Source organism: Sphingobium sp. B12D2B, from assembly GCF_025961775.1.
Taxonomy (GTDB): domain Bacteria; phylum Pseudomonadota; class Alphaproteobacteria; order Sphingomonadales; family Sphingomonadaceae; genus Sphingobium.
Window position 1 is genome coordinate 307692 of the sequence record NZ_JAOQOH010000001.1, and the last position, 19730, is coordinate 327421.

The 19730-nt window shown below is 66.5% G+C and carries 19 protein-coding genes; 15 read left to right on the plus strand and 4 right to left on the minus strand.

The genetic code is table 11. The features are described from left to right. The first annotated feature begins 105 nt into the window (after positions 1-105). From M2335_RS01535 to M2335_RS01555, 5 genes are read left to right on the plus strand one after another with little or no spacing between them, the layout of a single operon-like run. Positions 106-1119, plus strand: coding sequence for an Mrp/NBP35 family ATP-binding protein (locus M2335_RS01535; protein WP_319801183.1), 1014 nt, complete (start codon positions 106-108; stop codon positions 1117-1119). Beyond that, the gene (locus M2335_RS01540; protein ID WP_413716092.1) at positions 1119-3419 is read left to right on the plus strand and encodes a molybdopterin cofactor-binding domain-containing protein; all 2301 of its coding nucleotides are present in this window, start codon (positions 1119-1121) and stop codon (positions 3417-3419) included. Before M2335_RS01535 ends, M2335_RS01540 begins: the two co-directional genes overlap by 1 nt. Next, positions 3416-4438: a ferrochelatase gene (gene hemH, locus M2335_RS01545; protein ID WP_264593560.1), complete on the plus strand. Its 1023-nt coding sequence runs from the start codon at positions 3416-3418 to the stop codon at positions 4436-4438. Before M2335_RS01540 ends, hemH begins: the two co-directional genes overlap by 4 nt. A 34-nt stretch (positions 4439-4472) precedes the next feature. Next, positions 4473-5195 (plus strand): acetoacetyl-CoA reductase, encoded by a 723-nt coding sequence (phbB, locus tag M2335_RS01550; RefSeq protein WP_264593561.1) that lies wholly within the window; start codon positions 4473-4475, stop codon positions 5193-5195. An 8-nt stretch (positions 5196-5203) separates the two neighbouring features. Further along, entirely contained in the window at positions 5204-5443 is a 240-nt protein-coding gene (locus M2335_RS01555; protein ID WP_264593562.1) for a ribbon-helix-helix domain-containing protein, read from the plus strand. Between the two features lie 28 nt (positions 5444-5471). Here M2335_RS01555 and M2335_RS01560 read toward each other — a convergent pair whose 3' ends face one another. Next, positions 5472-6482, minus strand: coding sequence for an adenosine kinase (locus tag M2335_RS01560; RefSeq protein WP_264588110.1), 1011 nt, complete (start codon positions 6480-6482; stop codon positions 5472-5474). Positions 6483-6610: 128 nt separating this feature from the next. On the opposite strand from M2335_RS01560, the gene M2335_RS01565 reads away from it, so the two are divergent. The 3 genes from M2335_RS01565 to rnk all read left to right on the plus strand — a co-directional run bounded on the left by M2335_RS01565 (position 6611) and on the right by rnk (position 8287). Then, positions 6611-7276, plus strand: coding sequence for an EI24 domain-containing protein (locus M2335_RS01565; RefSeq protein ID WP_264593564.1), 666 nt, complete (start codon positions 6611-6613; stop codon positions 7274-7276). Positions 7277-7280: 4 nt separating this feature from the next. After that, positions 7281-7646: a hypothetical protein gene (locus M2335_RS01570; RefSeq protein WP_264571685.1), complete on the plus strand. Its 366-nt coding sequence runs from the start codon at positions 7281-7283 to the stop codon at positions 7644-7646. A 242-nt stretch (positions 7647-7888) separates the two neighbouring features. Then, positions 7889-8287: a nucleoside diphosphate kinase regulator gene (gene rnk, locus M2335_RS01575; RefSeq protein ID WP_264593565.1), complete on the plus strand. Its 399-nt coding sequence runs from the start codon at positions 7889-7891 to the stop codon at positions 8285-8287. Positions 8288-8331: 44 nt separating this feature from the next. Here the strand turns inward: rnk and M2335_RS01580 are convergent, their stop codons facing one another. Continuing rightward, positions 8332-9936 (minus strand): S1C family serine protease, encoded by a 1605-nt coding sequence (locus tag M2335_RS01580; protein ID WP_264593566.1) that lies wholly within the window; start codon positions 9934-9936, stop codon positions 8332-8334. 199 nt (positions 9937-10135) lie between these two features. Here M2335_RS01580 and ada point away from each other — a divergent pair, with 199 nt between their 5' ends. Both ada and M2335_RS01590 read left to right on the plus strand, forming a co-directional pair. After that, positions 10136-11179, plus strand: coding sequence for a bifunctional DNA-binding transcriptional regulator/O6-methylguanine-DNA methyltransferase Ada (ada, locus tag M2335_RS01585; protein WP_264592553.1), 1044 nt, complete (start codon positions 10136-10138; stop codon positions 11177-11179). A 705-nt stretch (positions 11180-11884) separates the two neighbouring features. Then, positions 11885-12451 (plus strand): LPXTG cell wall anchor domain-containing protein, encoded by a 567-nt coding sequence (locus M2335_RS01590; RefSeq protein WP_264593567.1) that lies wholly within the window; start codon positions 11885-11887, stop codon positions 12449-12451. Positions 12452-12529: 78 nt separating this feature from the next. Here M2335_RS01590 and M2335_RS01595 read toward each other — a convergent pair whose 3' ends face one another. Next, positions 12530-14698 carry a primosomal protein N' gene (locus M2335_RS01595; RefSeq protein ID WP_264593568.1) on the minus strand — a complete coding sequence of 723 codons (2169 nt, stop codon included), beginning with the start codon at positions 14696-14698 and terminating at the stop codon, positions 12530-12532. Between the two features lie 144 nt (positions 14699-14842). On the opposite strand from M2335_RS01595, the gene fsa reads away from it, so the two are divergent. Continuing rightward, positions 14843-15496: a fructose-6-phosphate aldolase gene (gene fsa / locus M2335_RS01600; RefSeq protein ID WP_181561134.1), complete on the plus strand. Its 654-nt coding sequence runs from the start codon at positions 14843-14845 to the stop codon at positions 15494-15496. Positions 15497-15577: 81 nt separating this feature from the next. Here the strand turns inward: fsa and M2335_RS01605 are convergent, their stop codons facing one another. Continuing rightward, the gene (locus M2335_RS01605; protein ID WP_413716093.1) at positions 15578-16792 is read right to left on the minus strand and encodes a penicillin-binding protein activator; all 1215 of its coding nucleotides are present in this window, start codon (positions 16790-16792) and stop codon (positions 15578-15580) included. A 10-nt stretch (positions 16793-16802) separates the two neighbouring features. Between M2335_RS01605 and rsmI the strand changes: the two genes are divergently transcribed. The 4 genes from rsmI to M2335_RS01625 all read left to right on the plus strand — a co-directional run bounded on the left by rsmI (position 16803) and on the right by M2335_RS01625 (position 19724). Then, a complete protein-coding gene (rsmI, locus tag M2335_RS01610; protein WP_264593569.1) occupies positions 16803-17639 on the plus strand; it encodes a 16S rRNA (cytidine(1402)-2'-O)-methyltransferase in 837 nt (278 codons plus the stop codon). Continuing rightward, positions 17636-18010, plus strand: a complete 375-nt coding sequence (locus M2335_RS01615; protein WP_264583829.1) for a YraN family protein — start codon at positions 17636-17638, stop codon at positions 18008-18010. The genes rsmI and M2335_RS01615 overlap by 4 nt, the downstream gene beginning before the upstream one ends. Positions 18011-18102: 92 nt before the next feature. After that, positions 18103-19062, plus strand: a complete 960-nt coding sequence (gene gshB, locus M2335_RS01620; protein ID WP_264593570.1) for a glutathione synthase — start codon at positions 18103-18105, stop codon at positions 19060-19062. Between the two features lie 50 nt (positions 19063-19112). Further along, entirely contained in the window at positions 19113-19724 is a 612-nt protein-coding gene (locus tag M2335_RS01625) for a DedA family protein (RefSeq protein ID WP_264593571.1), read from the plus strand. Positions 19725-19730: the final 6 nt, after the last annotated feature.

The following is a 19730-nucleotide window of genomic DNA, read 5'->3' on the forward strand; positions in this document are numbered from 1 at the left end:
TCTTTGCGGAAATACAGGGCCGTGCTGCGATAATTGCCCCTTGGTGAGGGCGTATTCGGGCGCTCTTCGATTCACAAAACAGTCGGCATGTTCTAGAGCGCCCGCATGACTGACTCTCCGATCGATGATGCGTCCGCCCTTCCTCCCGCTCTCACCGCCCGGATCGAAGGCCTGGCAGCGGGCCGCGCCGGCGGACTTCGCCTGCGCGACAATGTCCTCAGCCTGGTGCTGGATGTGAGCGGGCTGGACGCGGAGCAGCGCGATTCCCTCGCCGCGCAGCTCGTCGCGGCGGGAACGAGCGAATTCGGTCTGGAGGATGTCCGGGTCGCGATGACGGCGGAACGCGCCGCGCGCCCCACGATCATCGCGGTAGGATCGGGCAAGGGCGGCGTCGGCAAGTCGACGCTCTCGGTGAACCTCGCCGTCGCGCTCAAGGCGCTCGGCAAGCGTGTCGGCATGGTGGATGCGGACATTTATGGCCCGTCGCTGCCTCGTTTGCTGGACAGCGAGGATGCCAAACCCAAGGCGGAAGGCAACCGCCTGTTCCCGGTCCAGAACGCCTATGGCATCCCGATGCTGTCCATGGGGCATCTGGCCAAAAAGGGGCAGGCGATTGCCTGGCGTGGGCCGATGGCCGGCAATGCACTCGGGCAGTTGCTGGATGCGGACTGGCAGGGCATCGATCTTCTGGTGGTGGATTTGCCACCGGGCACAGGCGACGTGCAGCTTACCATGATCCAGCGCTACAAGCCTGCCGGGGCGGTGATCATCTCCACGCCGCAGGATCTGGCGCTGATCGACGCGACGCGCGCGGTGAGCTTCTTCGATCAGGCAAAGGTGCCGGTGATCGGCATGGTGGAAAATATGGCAGGCTATGTCTGCCCGCATTGCGGCGAGGTGTCCGATCCGTTCGGGTCCGGCGGAGCAGAAGCGAGCGCCGCGCAAATGGGCTTGCCGTTCCTCGGGCGCGTGCCGCTGGATATCGCAGTCCGCACCGCATCGGATGCGGGCAAGCCGCCCGCTGCGGATGAGGGCGTGGCTGGCCAGCCGTTCTGCGCCATTGCCGAGCGGGTTGCCCGCTGGCTTGATCGAAACGGGTCGGGCGCCACGGCCGGTTGATGCGGACGCCGCGCAACAGGATGGGCAGCAGCGGCGGCGCAGAGAAGTCCGGCAAGGGGCTTCCTTCATCCATCAATCGCCGAACGCTTCTGATCGGGGCTGCGGCAGGCGGCGGACTGGCCCTGGCCTGGGGGCTCTGGCCGCGCGACTACGCGCAAACCGCGGATGCATCGGAGAGCGAGACCGCGTTCGGCGCGTTCCTGAAGATCGACCGGAATGGGCAGGTCATCGTCATGGTGCCGCAAGCGGAGCTGGGGCAGGGCGTCTTCACGCTGTTCGCGCAACTCGTTGCGGATGAACTCGGCGCTGACTGGCGCACCGTCGCGGTCCAGCCCGCCCCGCCCGGACCGCTTTACGCCAATCCCACGCTCCTGCGGCAATGGTTCTCCGGGCCGGTCACCAAGCAGTTCGGGGATCTCAGCGATCGGGCGATCGAGGAATATGCGCGTCGGTATAATCTGGTCCTGACGGGCGGGGCGACCTCGGTTGCCAATTTCCGCGACGCCTTGCGCGAGGCCGGTGCAACCGCGCGGGTGCTGCTCTGCATGGCGGCGGCCGATCGCTGGGGCGTCGGCTGGGAAAGCTGCGACATTGTCGCCGGGATTGTCAGCGATGGGACGAACAAGGCGCGGATCGGCGCGCTGGCCGAGGAGGCCGCCGCTTTCACGCCGCCCGAGCCGCTGCCCTTCCGGCCAGAAGGGCGCGAGGATGCCTTGATCGGCACCGAAGCGCCCCGGTTGGATGTGCCGGCGAAGATCGACGGATCGGCCAACTACGCGGCCGACATTCGGTTGCCGGACATGATTTATGCCTCGATTCGGCAGGGGCCGGTCAACGCCGTCGCGCTCGAATCGATCAACGAGGCGGGGGCGCGCGCGGCGCCTGGCATGATCGACATCGTGCGGGAGGCAGGCTGGGTCGCGGTGACCGGCCGCACCTGGTGGGCGGCGAATCAGGCGTTGAGCCGGCTCGATCCCGTGTTCCGGCTCGATGGGCCGGAGCTGGACGACGCAGCCATCGATACCGCGCTGGAAGCCGCGTTCGAGAGCGGCCAAGGCGGGCGCTATTTCCGCCGGGGTGATCTGGAGCAGGTCTTTGCCGGTGCGCAGGTCGTCAGCGCCGTCTACGATGTGGCGCCAGCGCTGCATCTCGCGCTCGAACCCATGGCGGCGACGGCGCGCGTACGGCCGGAGGGCGTGGAGCTGTGGATGCCGACGCAGGCCCCGACACTGGCCCGCGATGCCGTGGCAAAGGCACTGGGCGTGTCAGCCCGCGACGTGACCATTTATCCCTTGTTCGCGGGCGGCTCTTTCGGGCTGAAGATGGAGGTCGATGCCGGAGTCCAGGCAGCGCTCATCGCCCGCGCCGCCAATGCGCCGGTGCAACTCATGTGGTCACGCGCGGAGGACATCATCCGCGATTATCCGCGGCCGCCGGCCCGCGCGCGGATGGTTGCCAAGCTGGGGCCGACCGGTCTGATCGAGGGCTGGTCCGCGAAGGTTGCGGCACCCGCCACGCTGGCCCAGCAGTGGCGACGGATCGCGCATGGCCGCACTCGGGAGGAGGCGCGGGCCGACACAGCAAACAAGGCCGACGCTCTGGCTGTCTCCGGTATGGACCTGCCCTATGCGATTCCCAATTTCGCGGTGGATCATTTCCCCGCCGATCTCGCGCTGGCGACGGGTCGCTGGCGGGGCAATGCGGATAGTTATGGCTGCTTCTTTTCCGAGAGCTTCATCGACGAGCTGGCGGTGGTGTCGCAGATCGAGCCGCTCTCCTTCCGGATGCAGTTGCTCGGCAACAATCCCCGTCTGGCGCAATGCCTCACCGCCGTCACCGCACTCGGCAACTGGCGGGGCGGCGTGCCGGGCAGCGGCCAGGGCATCGCCTGCCATAGCATGGCTGGCGGCCACATCGCGGTGCTGGTGGAGGCCGGCTTGTCGCAGGGACGGGTCGCGGTGAAGAAAATCTGCGCCGTCGCCGATTGCGGGAAGTTGATCAATCCGGGGATCGCCCGTCAGCAGATTGAGGGGGGGCTGATCTTCGGCCTCGCCATGGCGCTCGGAGGCGCGCCGGCCTATGCCGGATCGTTGCCAGCCGGTCTGCAGCTTGGCGATTATGCCCTGCCACGCATGGCGGATGTGGGGGAGGTGAGCGTGGAATTCATCGACAGCAGCGCGGCCCAGTCCGGCCTTGGGGAAATCGGCGTGCCGGCGATTGCGCCAGCGCTCGCCAGTGCGCTGGCGACGGTCACGGGGCGGCGCTACCGTCGCTTGCCAGTCATGGGAGAGGATGGATGAATGAATCGCAGGTGACGGGCAGCGCCATCGGCGCTCAAGGGGGCCGAGTGGCCGTGCTGGTCGTCAATCTCGGCACCCCTGACGCGCCGACGCCGGCAGCGGTGAAGCGCTATCTGCGCGAGTTCCTGTCCGATCCGCGCGTCGTCGAGATTCCGCAAGCGGTCTGGCAGCCAATCTTGCGGGGTGTCGTGCTCAATGTCCGCCCGCGCAAGTCGGCGCATGCCTATCAGCAGGTGTGGACGGACGACGGCTCTCCGCTGGCGATGCACACGCGGGATACGGCGCGGGGCCTGCGGGTCATCTGGGGAGATGCGATCACGGTCGACTGGGCGATGCGCTATGGCGCGCCATCCATTGCCGACCGGCTGACCGCGCTGAAAGAGAGCGGCCATGAGCGCATTCTCATCGCCCCGCTCTATCCCCAATATTGCGGCGCCACGACCGCGAGCGTGATGGATGCGGTCGGTCAGGCGCTGGAAGCGATGCGGTGGCAGCCCGCCATCCGCACCCTGCCGCCCTATTTCGACGATCCTGCTTATATCGAGGCATTGCGCGCCCGCACGCAAGGCCAGTTGGCCGCCCTGCCATTCGCGCCGGATCGCCTGCTTGTGAGCTTCCACGGCATGCCCAAGCGCACCCGCGAACTGGGCGATCCCTATTATGCGCAGTGTGTAGAGACGGCGCGCCTGCTTGGTGAGGCGCTGGGGCGTGAGATCATCGTCACCTTCCAGTCCCGCTTCGGCCCCGCCAAATGGCTGGAGCCGGCGACGGACACCGTGCTCGAGGGACTGCCCGGCCAGGGCGTGCGCTCGGTCGCGGTGATGACGCCCGGCTTCTCGGCGGACTGCCTGGAGACGCTTGAGGAAATCGCCCTGCGCGGCAAGGAGAGCTTCGTCGCCGCGGGTGGCGAGCATTTCGCCTTTTTGCCCTGTCTTAACGCTCAGGCGGACGCTATTGCCATGTATCGGCAGCTTCTCGGGCGAGAACTTGCCGGCTGGGTCGAGCCGTCCAGCATTTGACCGAACCCTTGATGACGCGCAGGAGAGGCATTGAATGAGCAGAGTAGCGATCGTGACCGGCGGAACCCGCGGCATCGGCGAAGCAATCAGTCTGGCACTGCGCGAAAAGGGGTTTGAGGTCGCTGCCAATTATGCGGGCAATAGCGAGCGGGCCAAGGCCTTCATGGACAAGACCGGCATTCGCTCCTACGCGTGGGACGTGGGCGATCATCAGGCCTGCCTGGATGGCTGCGCCCAGGTCGCGGCCGATCTCGGCCCGATCGACGTGGTCGTCAACAATGCCGGCATCACGCGCGACGGCGTGCTGATGAAGATGAGCTTCGAGGACTGGAACGAGGTGATGCGAATCAACCTTGGCGGCTGCTTCAACATGGCCAAGGCCACTTTCCCCGGCATGCGCGAGCGCGGCTGGGGCCGCATCGTCAATATCGGCTCGATCAATGGGCAGGCCGGCCAATATGGTCAGGTGAACTATGCTGCCGCCAAGTCCGGCATCCACGGCTTCACCAAGGCGCTGGCGCAGGAAGGCGCCAAATATGGCGTCACCGTCAACGCGATCGCGCCGGGCTATATCGATACCGACATGGTCGCCGCCGTGCCGGCCGCAGTGCTGGAGAAGATCGTGGCGCGCATTCCCGTTGGGCGTCTGGGCCATGCGGAAGAAATCGCGCGCGGCGTCGCCTTCCTGTGCAGCGAGGATGCCGGGTTTGTGACCGGATCGACCCTGTCGATCAACGGCGGCCAGCACATGTATTGAGCCGGGCGGTGGAAGAGACGCCACCGCTTTATGCCGGCCCGGTCAAGCGCAGCATGACCATTGCCGGCCACACGACCTCGATCAGCCTGGAGCCTGTCTTCTGGCGGGCGCTGGAAGACAGCGCCCGCGCGGCAGACCTGCCGCTGAGCGCGCTCGTCGCCCGCATCGATGCCGAGCGGATTCAACAGAGCGAGCCGCCCAACCTCGCCAGCGCGATCCGGTGCTGGTTGCTGGTGCGGGTAGGATAGGCGCCGGTGTTCCGGCGCCTGCTAAGCCTCAGGCGAGCAGCGTGCCGGCCAGGTCCTTGAGATCGGCCTCGGGCCGCGCGCCATAATGTGAGATGACCTCTGCAGCGGCGATGGCGCCGAGCGTAAGGCAGGTCGTCGGGTCCTGCCCACGCACATGGCCGGTCAGGAAGCCAGCGGCGAAGAGATCGCCCGCGCCGGTCGTGTCGATCACTCGCTCGACGGGCGCTGCCGCCACTTCATAGCGCGTGCCGTTCTGGATGGCGATGGCGCCCTTCTCGCTGCGGGTGACGATCAGCGTCGGCAGCTTGTCCGCAAAGCGCGCAATGGCCTTTTCGCAGTCCTGCGTTTGCGCCAGCGAGCAGATCTCGGTTTCGTTGGAGAAGAGGATGTCGATCATCCCGCCGTCAATCAGGCTGATGAAGTCCTCGCGATGCCGCTCGATGACGAAGGCGTCGGACAGCGTGAAGGCCACCTCGCGGCCCGCCTCGCGCGCGGCGGCGATGGCATCGCGCATGGCGGCGCGGGGCTGCTCGGGATCCCACAGATAGCCCTCAAGATAGAGGATGCGGGCCGAGCGAATCATGTCGAGATCGAGCGCGGCCGCGGGCAGGAATTGGGATGCGCCAAGGAAGGTGTTCATCGTGCGCTGAGCGTCGGGCGTCACCATGATGAGGCAGCGCGCGGTGGGCGGGCCGTCGCTCGCCACCTCGGTTTCATAGCGAATGCCCAGTGCGCGAATATCATGCGCGAAGATGCGGCCGAGCTGGTCGTCGGCGACCTGGCCGATGAACCCGCATTTGCCGCCCAGTGCGGCCATGCCGGCCAGGGTGTTGGCCGCCGACCCACCGGAGATCTCAAGGCCGCTCGCCATATCGGCATAGAGCGCCTCGGCCTGGTCGGCATCGATAAGCTGCATCCCGCCCTTGGTGAGCGCGCGGCTGGCGATGAAGGCATCGTTTTCCTGGGAAATCACATCGACAATGGCATTGCCGATGGCGACGACATCAAGAACAGCTTCGGACAAAAGGCATTCCTTCATGAGGGATGAGGCAGGGCGGGAGAAGCCCGTCCTTATCCGCCTGATCTCGCCCCGGCAAGCAGCGTGGGGCAGCACATGGGGAGCGCCGGCCGCTTGACCGCCGCGCGTGCTCGGGCAAAACCTGTTCCATGGTGTTTCCCGCCTTGCTGCGCGCCCTTCCGCAAATCCTGTTGCCCGGCATCCGCGCGGTGCTCTGGCAGAGTCTGGCCATCACCGTGGCGATCTTTGGGCTTATCGGCGCGGGCGTCTGGTTTGGATTGCGCCTGCTACTGCCCCGGACCGGCTGGCTGGATGCAGACGGTTTTGCTGGCGCAGCGCTCGCCGTCGCGATCGCGCTGGTGATCGGCTGGCTGCTGTTTCGCGCCGTGGCCATCGCCATCGTCGGACTTTACGCGGATCGCATCGTGGCGGTGGTCGAGCAGACGGACTATCCCACACGCCATGCGCAGGCGGCGGCCGTGCCTTTCGCCACCGGAATGCGGATCGCCTTGCGCTCAGCCGGCCGTGCGGTCGGCTGGAATCTGGCGGTGCTGCCGCTCTATGTGGCGCTGCTGGTCACCGGCGTTGGCGCGCCGATCCTGTTCCTTGTGCTCAATGCCTATCTGCTCGGCCGCGACCTTGCCGAACTGATCGAGGGGCGGCATCCGGGCCTGACGGCGTTCACGGCTGGCCAGCGCTGGCGGCTGGGCCTCGTTTCGGCGCTTCTATTCCTGCCACCCGTCGTGAACCTGTTGGCGCCGATCTGGAGCGTGGCTATGGCCGCGCACATGTTCCACGCGCGGCGGAAGACCTGAACAGATGCTCTTGCGCTTTGGCTTTCCCCTGCTTGCCCTGCTCCTCTCCGGCTGCGGCGCGTCGCTGGTCCCGCAGACTGGCGGCCAGGCGCCCGCGGTCGGCTATGCCCCTGCCAAGCGGCCCCAGCCGGGCGGCATCGTCGGGGCGGATGCGCGAGGCCTGCAACGGCTCTTCGGGGAGCCTCGGCTGGACATTCGCGATCCTGCAGTGCGCAAGCTGCAGTTCGCCAACGGCCAGTGCGTGCTGGATGCCTATCTCTATCCCCCGGCCGCGAATCGGGAGCCCGTTGTGACGCATGTCGATGCACGCAACAGCGCGGGCGATGACATGGACGCCGCTGCCTGCGCTGGCCTGCTCCGCAGGCGCTAGGATGGCGCGCCGGGGCGCGTCGATTGACTTCCCGATCAGGCAATGACAGCTTGCAGCCATGACTGAGCATGTTGGCCAGCCTCGTTGCCCGTCGGGCAACCGATCTTATCGAGGTCAGATCCTCACGGGACGATAGCCCCGGGAGTCGGCGCAGCTCGCCCCGACTGTCGGGGTGAATTCGCGCATCTTGCCCAGCGTCCCCCCATAGGTGGCGCTGGCCCTCCATCTTGAAAGATCCATCCATGACCAGCACACAGGCGGGCCGCAGGCCGGCCATCCATATGATCGACACCGAAGCCGATCGCCTGACCGAACTTGCGCTCGGCGCCGAAGACCGGTTTCCCGAGGTCAGCGCCTTGTTGCTCGACGAAATCGGGCGCGCGACAGTGAAGACCGCCAGCCAGATCGGCCCCGATGTTGTGAGGATGCAATCCACGGTGGCGTTCATCGACGAAGAAAGCGGCGCCGAACGGTCTGTCCAACTCGTCTATCCCGGCGAGGCAGACATCAATGCCGGCCGCGTCTCCATCCTCACCCTGATCGGCGCGGCGCTGATCGGCCTGCGCGAGGGTCAGTCGATCAACTGGCCGGATCGCAGCGGCAAGCGGCGGCGGCTGCGCATCCAGTCCGTCAGCCACTGAAGCGCCATGTGGGCAGGCCGGGCGTCGGGACAGGGCGTCGGGACTTAGGGCGCTGTGCCTGGTCCCGCCGTCTTGGGCACCTGCCGCTCGCAGTGATAGACGAGGCGCTCGTTCGGGCTGGATGGCAGCCGCGCCTCGATCTCGCCCTGAATCTGCATCAGCTTGGCGAGCCGCTCTGGGTCGCTCGAGCAGCCGGACCAGCCGATCTTGTCCCGCAGCGCGCGCATCTCGGCGGCGCTCTGCGCGCTCACGAGATAGTTATCGGTGCGGTAGCGGCCGATACCGGGGTCGAAGCGCCGCACCGAAACAGCGGCCTCGTCAGCCGGCACGAGGGCGCGGGACCAGCCGGTCGCTCCGTTCTGGAACTGGGTGCGCCCGTCGAGGCACCCCTGCGGCGTCCAAGCAAAGCTCAGGTCCGCCGTTTCCGAGACGGTCACCCGGCTCAGCCTTGGTTCGAGCCGGCATAGCCAGCGACCGCTTTCGGCCGACGCCGCGCCGTCCATGTCATTGCCGACCGCATTGCCGGCATCCGGCAGCGGCTCGGTCGGTGCGCCGGCGCTGTCGAAACTCGGTCGGAGCGCGAAGGTCAGCACTGCAGCCAGCAGCAGCACGCCTGCCGCCCCGCCAAAGCGCCGGGCGTGGCGGATGTTGCCGCGCGACTGGCCCAACACTGCCGCGCCACCAGTAAGAGCCGCAGCGGCGAGAAGCAGCGCGGCGATGGCAATCATGTTCTCCCGCCGGGCGATGACCTGCTGCTGGGCCTGCTCGCGCGCGGCGATGGCGCGCTCGCGGTCCTTCAGGGCGGCTTCGTTCTGCCGTCGCGCCGCCTCAGCCCGAGCGCGCTCGTCGGCGGCCTGTTGGGCCGCGTCGATTTCCGCCATGGATCGGCAGGTTTCGCTCGATCGGCGTACCTGAACATTGGCCTGCCGCAGAAAGCTCGCAATCTCGCGCGTCGATACCGCAAAACCATATTCAGCATCGCTGCCGTCCGAGAGCGAGCCAAAGCTGTTGATGCCGATGACGCGGCCGCAATCGTCCACTAGCGGCCCGCCACTGTTTCCCGCCGCCAGTGGGGCGGTGTGCAGCACGGTGTCGAACTGGCGGGAGGCGCGCCCTGCCGAGACATTGCCAGAGGTGCGCACGGCGCTCATGGGGCGGATGATATCCTCGATGCTCATGCCCTGCGCGCGATCGACCGAGCCGGGATAGCCAATGGCGGTCACTCGCGTGCCGTCTTCCACCGGGCCGGCCAGGAAGGTCGCTATGGGAATCGACGGCGCGTCATCAACGGCCAGCAAGGCCAGATCATTGCCCGGCGAATAGGCCAGGATGCGGCCGCCATAGCTGTTCGTGCCCTCGGAGGGGATGATGCCGATGACGATGTTGGACTCGCTGCGGGCGAGTTCGACGACATGGGCATTGGTGAGCACGCGGCCCGGCGCGATCATGACGCCGCTGCCATGACCGACGAAATAGGCATTCTGGCCGTCCGTTGCCACCAGCGCCACCCGCACGACGCTGCGCGAGGCGGCGGCGATGTCCTGCACATCTGCCCGTGCCGGCGTCAGGGCAAGAGGCAGCAGTAGCGCAAGGGCGAGGTGGAGGACCGCTTTGAAGGAACCGAACAGTCCGGTGCGAGGCTTGATCATGGGGAACCTTTAACGCGCCCTTCGAGCTCTCGACAGAGGTTTTCACGGTCCACGCGCTTTGAACGCAATTTACGGGAAGCTTACCCGCATTGCCGGTGAGACAAGGACCCGCGGCTGAGCCCGCGCCTTGCGTGAGCATGGCCGGCCCGCTTACATCGGATAGCCTCCGCTCGATTGCGGAAGAGATAGGAAAGTTGTTATGCGCGCCACCGCGCCGGCCATTGATGAAGAGACGGCATGGGCGGCCTTCGCGGCGCGCGACCGCCGCATGGACGGGCGTTTCGTCGTCGCGGTCAAGACGACCGGCATCTATTGTCGCCCGAGCTGCCCCGCACGCCGCCCCCGGCCGGAGCATGTCACGATCCTGCCCGATGGCGGCGCGGCACGAGCGGAGGGTTATCGGCCCTGCCTGCGCTGCCGGCCGGACGATGTCGCGCCGGATCGCGCTGCCGTCACGCAAGCGCTGGCGTTGCTGGAAGCTGGTGAGGTCATGCCGCCGCTGGCCGAGCTGGCACGCGCCGTCGGCTACACGCCCCACCATTTCCAGCGCCTGTTCAAGCGGGCCGTGGGGGTCTCGCCCGCGGCCTACTGGCGCGGTTTGCGGGCGAATCGGCTGACGCGCGCGCTCCACAAGACTGAAAGAATCACAGATGCGATCTACGATGCCGGCTATGAAGCACCCAGCCGCGCTTATGCCGATGCGCGGGCGCGACTTGGCATGACACCGTCCGCTTGGCGCAATGGCGGCGCGGACGTGACGATTCGCTTCACGGTCACGGCGACGTCTCTGGGCGACATGCTCGTTGCGGCGACCAACAAGGGCCTGTGCCGGATCAGCTTCGATGAGGAGGAAAGCGACCTGCGGCGGCATTTCCCGCGCGCGACGATCGTTGCTGGGGGTGCCGATTTTGCGGCATTGGTGGCGCAGGTCGTGGCTTTGGTGGATGATCCCTCACGCGCGGTCGATCTGCCGGTCGATGTCGCCGGTACGGCATTTCAACAAGCGGTATGGGCGGCCTTACGGGCGATCCCCATCGGTGAAACGCGCACCTACACGCAGATCGCAGCAGCGGTCGGCAAGCCGGCTGCCGTCCGCGCGGCGGGGTCGGCCTGTGGCGATAACAAGCTGGCGGTGCTCATTCCCTGCCACCGGGTTCTTCGCAGCGATGGCGGATTGGGCGGTTATGCCTATGGGACGGATCGCAAGACGGTCCTGCTGGAGAAGGAAAAACGGCAGAAGTAGGACTTTACTGCGGGAACATGAGGATAGCGTCGGCCCCCAATAGATCAGTGGCGAAAAAACAACGAAAACTCATTACCTTACGCGCCGGCCGCCAAGTAAATTTTGCGTTCAACTTGTCGCCATTGCCTAACAACTGGCCGGATTCAGCCGGGGGACGCGAAACCAGCAGGCATGTTCGGCGGTTTTTTCCTCACTATGACACGTAACCATGAAACCCCTCGTACAGCGCTGACCGCGATTGCCGCCGTCTTGGCGCTTGGCTCCACCTCGGCTCTGGCGCAGGAGGCCGGAACCGCTTCACCCGCGGTCGATCCCGCTGGTAGTGAGATCGTGATTCCGGATGCGCAGCGTGCGCCTACGGCGGTCCCGCTCCCGACAACCGCGCCGCCGCTGACGACCGTGGCTCCGATCGTCACGCAGAGCCCGGCAGCGCCTTCATCGAGCGCCTTAACGACCGCCCCCATCGTTGCCCCGGAAGCCACAACCGCGGGTGCTGCTGATACCCCTTCCCAAGCGCGTCAGGCTGCCCCGTCATCCTCGGAAACGACCTCTGCGCCTGCCGAGCGCACATCGAGTGCCCGCGCGGTATCGACGCGTCCGACTGCGGCGCGTGAACTGGCTCCGCAGCGGGTCGCCAGCGATGCTGTTGCTCCGGCTGAAGCCCAACCTCAGGCGGTTGAGGCAGCCCCTGCGACTACGGCGCCGATGGTCAATGAGACACCGCAACCCGCGCCGCTTGAAACCACCGGTGAGGCTGCTTCCAGCGATAACACCGCGATCATCATCGGCGGTGCTGGTGCGCTGGTGCTTCTCGGGGCCGGCTTCATGGCCTTCCGTCGCCGCAAGACCTATGATCGTGAGATCGAGGCAGATGCGATGGAGCGGGAGGTGATCCGTGAACCCGTCGTCACGCCGAAGCAGAATACAGTCGTGAATCCAGCCTCTGCACCTGCCATAGCGCCCCGTGCACCGGTTGATTCTTCTGCTCCGATCATGCAGCGCTCCACTGTCGTCCGCGAGGGCGATCTGGAACAACAGGTGGCGGCGGCGCCGTCGCGGGAAAACCCGTTTCTTACCCGCAAGAACCGTCTGCGTCGCGCCAACTTCCTGATGCGCCAAGGCGCTCTGCCTGAGGCTGCGCCGGCGACGATGGACCGCCAGACTGCGGAAGCGGCAGCGCCCGCAACCCAGCCGCAAGCCCCTGCGCGTCAGACGGTTTATAGCTTCGGCGGGACGACCGTCCGCCCGACCCAAAAGCCGCGCACGACCTGATCTCCATCGGTCCGTAGATTCAGATACAGCCGCTCTTCGTAACGAGGAGCGGCTGTTTCATTGCAGCGCCGTTCGCCATCAGACGAAGCTGTAGGGATCGATATCCACGCTCACCCGCGTCGTAGACTTCCAATCGATCTGGCCCAGCCATTTGCGGACGATGGCCTGCAAATCCACCCCGCGCCGGGCGTGGACGAGCAATCGGAACCGGTGTCGACCGCGTAGCACGGCCAGCGGCGCTTCGGCTGGCCCGTAAACGTCCAGACCATCCTGATGGGGTGCAATCTTCCCGATTCGCTGGGCGGTCTCGCGCGCCAGTGCCCCATCGGTATCGCTGACGATGATCGCAGCGAAGCGCCCGAAGGGCGGCGCATTGGCGATTCGCCGGCTTTCCGTCTCCATCGCGTAGAAGCGGGCGCCATCGCCATCGAGCAAGGCGTGGATCACCGGCGCCTCCGCAGCGCGGGTCTGGATGAAGACCCGTCCAGGCTTCTCGCCGCGCCCCGCGCGCCCCGAGACCTGCATGATCTGCTGATAGGTGCGCTCGGCGGCACGCAGGTCGCCCCCATCCAGCCCAAGATCGGCATCGACCACGCCGACGAGCGTCAGTTCGGGAAAGTGATAGCCCTTGGTGACCAATTGCGTGCCGATGATGATATCCACGGCCCCGCCCGCGACATCCCGCACAAAGGCGGCCGCTCGGGCCGGGGACCATAAGGTGTCGGAGGTGACGATGGCGGTGCGCGCCTGTGGGAAGAGCAGCTTCACCTCGTCCGCGATGCGCTCGACACCGGGCCCACAGGCGACCAGCGCATCGCTCTCGTTGCATTCCGGGCAGGCGTCGGGCGTGGGGATGCTGTGGCCGCAATGATGGCAGGCGAGGCGCCGGGTCAGGCGATGCTCGACCATCCACGCGGTGCAGTGCGGGCACTGGAAGCGATGGCCGCAATGGCGGCACAGGGTGAGCGGGGCATAACCGCGCCGGTTGAGGAACAGCAAGGATTGCTCGCCCCGCTCCAGCGTCTCCGCCATGGCCTTGACTAGCGGCGGCGCGAGCCATCGCCCCCGGTCGGGCGGGTCGCGCGTCAGATCGAGGCCGATGATCTCCGGCAGTTCGGCGCCGCCGAACCGGCTAGGCAGGGCAATCTCTTCATAGCGCCCCAGAGCGACCTGATGGCGCGTCTCGATGGCCGGCGTCGCCGAGGCGAGGATGATCGGGCAGCTCTCGAACATGCCGCGCATCACCGCGACGTCCCGCGCATGGTAGCGCACGCCTTCTTCCTGCTTGAAGCTGGTCTCATGAGCCTCGTCCACGATGATGAGGCCGAGCTTGGGGTAAGGCAGGAACAGCGCCGAGCGCGCGCCCACCACCACCTGCGCCTCGCCGCGTGAGATCGCCCGCCAGGCGCGACGCCGGTCGGATTGCTTGAGGCCGGAATGCCAGGGCACCGGCTCACAGCCGAAGCGCGCGGTGAACCGGTCGAGAAACGGCTCAGTCAGCGCGATCTCGGGGAGCAGCACCAGCGCCTGCTTGCCCTGCCGCAGAGTCTCGGCCAGCGCCTCGAAATACACCTCCGTCTTGCCCGATCCGGTGACGCCATCAAGCAGCACGGTCTGGAAGGCATGGGCGCGAACATGCTCTGTCAGCCTGTCGGCCGCGGCCTGCTGGTCGGCGCTGAGCGTGACGGTCACGAAGTCGGGGTCCGGATCGGGATAGGGCTGATCGGTGGAGACTTCGACAGCCTCCAGCGCGCCCTGCTTCACCAGCCCGCGAATCACAGCGTCGCTCACCTCGCCAAGGGCGGCGAGTTCACGCACGAGCCCCTGTCGCTCGCCGATGCGTTCCAGCGCCTGCGCGCGCTGGGGCGTCAGCCGATCCGGCACGGCGCCGGTTGGACGATATTCCACCACTGTCTTCTCGCCATCCAGCGCGGACATGGAGGCGAGCGCCATGCGCAGCACGGCAGCGGGCGGGGCAAGGTAATAATCAGCCGTCCACTCGATGAGGCGGCGTAGCGAGGCAGGCAAGGGCGGCGCATCCAGCACGCCGGAAATCGGGCGCAGACGATTGTCGCCGACCGGCGCGACCTCCGGGAAGCGATCCGCTTCCCACACCACGCCGATCATCGGGCGCGGACCCAAAGGCGCGACCACGATCTGCCCCGGCTCCACGCTCATGCCATGCGGCACCCGGTAATCGAGCGGGCCGAGCGCGGCGTTGAGCAGAATGATCCGGGCGCGGGTCATGCCCCGGCCTTAGAGACTGTCTGGCTCGGAGGAAATGGCATCGTCGCTCTGCCTTGGCCCGTCCCGCGGCAGGCGGGCCTTACATCCGGGGGCGTGCGGCGCTATAGGCGGCGCCAATCTCTCCACAACCGGGAACCTCTGGCCATGAAATTCTTCGTCGATACCGCCGACACTGCCGACATTCGCGAGCTTGCCGCCACTGGCCTGCTAGACGGCGTGACGACCAATCCCAGCCTCATCCACAAATCGGGCCGCAAGTTCCTCGAGGTGGTGGAAGAAATCTGCGGGCTGGTCGATGGTCCCGTCTCGGCGGAAGTCGTGGCGCTCGATCATGAGACGATGATGAAGGAAGCCGCCGTGCTCCGGAAGATCGCCGAGAATGTCTGCATCAAGGTGCCGCTCACCATCGATGGCCTCAAGACCTGCAAGGCGCTCACGCAGGATGGCTGCCAGGTCAATGTGACCCTGTGCTTCTCGGCCAATCAGGCCCTGCTGGCCGCCAAGGCCGGCGCGACGTTCATCTCGCCCTTCGTCGGACGGCACGATGACAATGGCTTCGACGGCATGCGGCTGATCGAGGACATCCGGCTGATCTACGACAACTATGCCTTCGAGACGGAAATTCTGGCGGCTTCGCTGCGTCACCCCATCCATGTGCTCGAATGCGCGAAGATCGGCGCGGACGTGATCACGGCGCCGCCGGCGGTCATCAAGTCGCTGGTCAATCATGTGCTGACCGACAAGGGCCTCGCCGCTTTCGCTTCCGACTGGGAGAAGACGGGTCAGTCGATCCTCTAAGCGCTGCTGTGTTGCAATAAGAAGGGCCGCTGTCTCCCGGGAGGCAGCGGCCCTTTTCTTTAGCTCAAAGGCTGGCGCGATCTAGCGCCCGAAACCCTTGGGCGCGGCGTCCACCACAGTCGATCCGCTCGGGCCGACCTGCTGGACTTCCAACGCGCGCTCGGCGATCCCATCTCGGCCGAAGCGAAAGGCGCCATCGATGCCAGCGAAGCCCTCGGCGTCACGAAGCCGCGCCGCCGGGAAGGCCGTGCCCGGCTTCCAGTCCTGCGCGATCCGCACGGTGAGTAGAACCGAATCATAGCCCAGCGACGCCAGGCGGTAAGGCGCCGTGCCGTAGGATGAGCGATATTTGGTGGCGAGCGTGCGATAGAGACCATCCGAAACGCCTGCATACCACGCCCCCCGCAGCGCTGTGCTGGCGGAAAGACCGGATTCGGTCGCCCATAGCTCGGTGCCGAGAATACGCGCGTCCTTGGCGCCGGCGGTGCGCACCAGCGGCGCGGCCTGCAACGCGATGCGACCGACATCGGCGATCAGCAGCGCATCATAGCTGGAACTGGCCGACAGGCGCTGGACCGCCGACTGCACCGAATTGGCCGAGCGATCGAATGTCTCCATCGCCACGACCGTGCCGCCGGCGGCTTTCACCTCGCTGAGGAAGGCCTTGCCGGCCCGCTCGCCATATACGCCGCGCGGCACGAGCGCCGCGAAATCGCTGAGGCCCCGCGCCCTCGCAAAGCGCACGACCCGGGAGACCGATTGCTCCGGGCTGTAGCCGAGCAGATAGACGCCATTGCCGGCGACGCTTTCGTCATTGGAATAGCTCAGCACCGGGATGTTGGCTGCGCGGGCGATCGGCGCAACGGCGCGCACCTCGTCCGCCGTCAGCGGGCCGAGGATGAGCTTGTTCCCTTCCGCTACGGCCTTGCGCGCCGCCTCGGCCGCGTTGCGCCCGGTGTCGTAGGTGGTGACGCGCAGCCGCTCGGTCTTGGTATCCAGCAGCGCCATGGTGGTGGCATTGGCCAGCGAGCGCCCGACGCCGGCATTCGTGCCGCTCATCGGCACGAGCAGGGCGATGCGGTGCCGCTCCGTATCGGTCGGCAGGCCCTGCGTCACGTCCGGCTGCTGCGTTTTGGGTGGCGGGGGAGGCGGCGCGGCGGGCGGCACCACGCGGGTACAGGCCGCTAGCAGCATGGCGCCGATCAGCACAATGCCCTGCAGAATGCGACGGGGCGTCGGGGTGCCTCCAGCCGCGATGTCGAACCTCACTTGCCCCGCAAGGCTCCTCTCTGCCATGGCACACCTCATGTCCGCTTCACTTGAGCCTGGCCTATATATCGTTGCGGGACCGATCGGCAACTTGTCCGACCTGTCGCCCCGCGCTGCCGCTGTGCTGCAAGGTGCGGACGTGGTGGCCGTGGAGGACAGCCGCGTGAGCGCCAAATTGCTGCGCCATGCCGGGTCCGACCGGCCCATGATTCCCTACCATGACCACAGCGATGAGCGGGTTCGCGCCCGTCTGGTCGAGCGGATGGCGAGCGAAGCGGTGGCGCTGCTGTCGGACGCAGGAACGCCGCTCATCTCCGATCCGGGATACAAGCTGGTGCGAGACGCCCGTGCGGCAGGCCGATCTGTGAATACGGTCCCCGGGCCCTGCGCGGCCATTGCGGCGATCACGCTCTCCGGCCTGCCTAGCGACCGCTTTCTGTTCATGGGCTTCCTGCCGCCCAAGACCAAGGCGCGTACCGATGCGCTGGCGGAGGTGGCGGGTCTGCGCGCGACGTTGGTCTTCTACGAGAGCGGGCCGCGCTGCGCGGCATCGCTGGCGGACATGGCGGCCGTGCTCGGCGATCGTCCGGCCGCGCTGTGTCGCGAGATCAGCAAGGCCTATGAGGAAACGCTGACGGGCACGTTGAGCGAACTCTCGGCGGCGTGCGCGCAGAAGGAGCCGCGCGGCGAGATCGTGCTGGTCGTCGGTCCGCCGGGCGAGCGCGCCCCACCGAAAGCCGACGAGATCGATGCAGCGCTGCGCGAGGCGCTGGAGCGGCTGACCGTCTCGCAAGCGGCAGGCGAAGTCGCACGCGCGCTGGGCGCGGACCGCAAGGCGCTCTACGCGCGCGCCATGGAGCTCAAAGGAAAGTGAAGGGCAGCCCGCCCACGCCGGCGCGGCTCGCTGCCGAGAAGCGCGGCCGGCAGGGCGAGCGGCTCGCGGGCTGGTGGTTGCGGCTCAAGGGCTGGACGATTCTGGCGCGGCGGGTGCGCACCCGCGCCGGCGAGGTCGACCTGATCGCCCGGCGCGGCAACATCGTCGCCTTCGTGGAGGTGAAGACGCGGGCCAGCGAGGCGCTGCTCGATGAAGCGATCGATGAGCGGCGGCTGGCGCGCGTCGCGGCGGCGGCGGAAGCGGTCGCCCATAATTGGCTGGGGCCGGATGATGACATGCGTATCGACGTGATGCTGCTTGCGCCGGGTCATCGGCCACGCCATCTGGAAAATGTCTGGCACGGCGGCTAGCGCCTGCGGTCCCGGTTGCGTCGCGTGTCAGCGTCTCGGTTCAGAACAAGAACAGGGCTTGAAGCAGCCCGAACGGTGGAAGGTAAGAACGGATGTCGCTCAAGGTCGCTCTGCAGATGGACCCGATGGAGTCGCTGAACATTGCCGGTGATTCAACCTTCCACATCATGATCGCCGCTCAAGCACGGGGGCACCGCCTCTACCATTATCGGACGGATGATTTGAGCTGGCGCGGCGGACGGCTCTATGCGCAGGCGCGTGAGGTGACGGTGCAGCGCGTCGAGGGCGATCATTATCGCTTCGGTGAGACGGTCCGGCTGGACCTCGGCCGCGATGTCGATGTGGTCTGGATGCGGCAGGACCCGCCGTTCGACCTCAATTATATCACCGCCACACATCTGCTGGAGCGAATCACAGGCGAGACGCTGGTGGTCAACGATCCGGTGGCCGTGCGCAACGCGCCGGAAAAGCTGTTCGTGCTGGATTTCGCGCGGTTCATGCCGCCGACGATGATCACCCGCAGCCTTGAAGAGACCCGCGACTTCCTTGCCGAGCATGGCGAGATCGTCGTGAAGCCGCTGTATGGAAACGCCGGCTCGGCGGTGTTTCGCATCGGCGCAGATGGCGCCAATCTCGCCGCTCTGGTGGAACTTTTCGGCGAGATGTGGGTCGAAAGCTTCATGGTGCAGGCTTTCCTCAAGGACGTGGCGCAAGGCGACAAGCGGATCGTCCTCGTCGATGGTGAAGTGGCCGGCGCGATCAATCGCATTCCGGGTAAGGGCGAGATCCGCTCGAACCTGGCCGCCGGCGGCACCGCCGCCAAGACCGAGCTGACGGCGGAGGAGCAGGAGATCTGCGCCGCCTTGGGGCCCGAGCTCAAGAAGCGCGGCCTGCTGTTCGTCGGTATCGATGTCATCGGCGGCAAATGGCTGACCGAAATCAATGTGACGTCACCGACCGGTATTGTCGCCATCGATGCCTTCAACGGCACGGATACCGGCGGCATGATCTGGGATGCGGTCGAGCGCCGGCTGGCGGAGCGGGCGGCCTGAGGCTGCTGCAACAACCAGATGATCGACAAGTCGATGATAGGTGACGACAGATGAGCGATTGGGTCGTTCATCTGATCGATGCTGGCGGTTATTGGGGCATCGCCCTGCTGATGGTGCTGGAAAATGTGTTTCCGCCCATCCCTTCCGAACTCATCATGGGCATTGGCGGCATTCGCGTTGGCCAGGGGAAGATGGACATGGTGCCCCTGCTGGCAGCGGGGACCATCGGCACCACTGTTGGCAATCTTTTCTGGTATTATCTGGGGCTCTGCCTCGGCTATGCGCGCCTGCGACCCCTGGTCGAGCGCTATGGCCGCTGGGCGACGTTGCGGTGGCGGGAGGTCGAGTGGCTGGAGCGGATTTTTCTGCGCCATGGCGACAAGATCGTCTTCATCTTCCGCTTCATGCCGGTGTTCCGCACGATCGTCTCGCTCCCGGCCGGGCTGTTCGCCATGCCGTTCTGGCGCTTCGTCATCTGGACGACCGGTGGCGCGCTGATCTGGAACGTCATATTGGTGGGCGCGGGCTATTATCTTGGCGTGCGGTTCGAGCGCATCGATGATTATCTTGGCCCGCTGACCAATATCGCGGTGGCGTTTCTGGTCGTCGGCTATCTCTGGCGGCTGTTCACCTGGAAGAGCGAGCCACGCGACCGGTCGTAATCATGT

Excerpts from the sequence above, each read along its gene's own strand:
- M2335_RS01535 (WP_319801183.1), top strand. The coding sequence starts at position 106 with ATGACTGACTCTCCGATCGATGATGCGTCCGCCCTTCCTCCCGCTCTC.
- M2335_RS01540 (WP_413716092.1), top strand. The coding sequence starts at position 1,119 with ATGCGGACGCCGCGCAACAGGATGGGCAGCAGCGGCGGCGCAGAGAAG.
- hemH (WP_264593560.1), top strand. The coding sequence starts at position 3,416 with ATGAATGAATCGCAGGTGACGGGCAGCGCCATCGGCGCTCAAGGGGGC.
- phbB (WP_264593561.1), top strand. The coding sequence starts at position 4,473 with ATGAGCAGAGTAGCGATCGTGACCGGCGGAACCCGCGGCATCGGCGAA.
- M2335_RS01560 (WP_264588110.1), bottom strand. The coding sequence starts at position 6,482 with ATGAAGGAATGCCTTTTGTCCGAAGCTGTTCTTGATGTCGTCGCCATC.
- M2335_RS01565 (WP_264593564.1), top strand. The coding sequence starts at position 6,611 with ATGGTGTTTCCCGCCTTGCTGCGCGCCCTTCCGCAAATCCTGTTGCCC.
- M2335_RS01570 (WP_264571685.1), top strand. The coding sequence starts at position 7,281 with ATGCTCTTGCGCTTTGGCTTTCCCCTGCTTGCCCTGCTCCTCTCCGGC.
- rnk (WP_264593565.1), top strand. The coding sequence starts at position 7,889 with ATGACCAGCACACAGGCGGGCCGCAGGCCGGCCATCCATATGATCGAC.
- M2335_RS01580 (WP_264593566.1), bottom strand. The coding sequence starts at position 9,936 with ATGATCAAGCCTCGCACCGGACTGTTCGGTTCCTTCAAAGCGGTCCTC.
- ada (WP_264592553.1), top strand. The coding sequence starts at position 10,136 with ATGCGCGCCACCGCGCCGGCCATTGATGAAGAGACGGCATGGGCGGCC.
- M2335_RS01590 (WP_264593567.1), top strand. The coding sequence starts at position 11,885 with ATGGTCAATGAGACACCGCAACCCGCGCCGCTTGAAACCACCGGTGAG.
- M2335_RS01595 (WP_264593568.1), bottom strand. The coding sequence starts at position 14,698 with ATGACCCGCGCCCGGATCATTCTGCTCAACGCCGCGCTCGGCCCGCTC.
- fsa (WP_181561134.1), top strand. The coding sequence starts at position 14,843 with ATGAAATTCTTCGTCGATACCGCCGACACTGCCGACATTCGCGAGCTT.
- M2335_RS01605 (WP_413716093.1), bottom strand. The coding sequence starts at position 16,792 with ATGGCAGAGAGGAGCCTTGCGGGGCAAGTGAGGTTCGACATCGCGGCT.
- rsmI (WP_264593569.1), top strand. The coding sequence starts at position 16,803 with ATGTCCGCTTCACTTGAGCCTGGCCTATATATCGTTGCGGGACCGATC.
- gshB (WP_264593570.1), top strand. The coding sequence starts at position 18,103 with ATGTCGCTCAAGGTCGCTCTGCAGATGGACCCGATGGAGTCGCTGAAC.
- M2335_RS01625 (WP_264593571.1), top strand. The coding sequence starts at position 19,113 with ATGAGCGATTGGGTCGTTCATCTGATCGATGCTGGCGGTTATTGGGGC.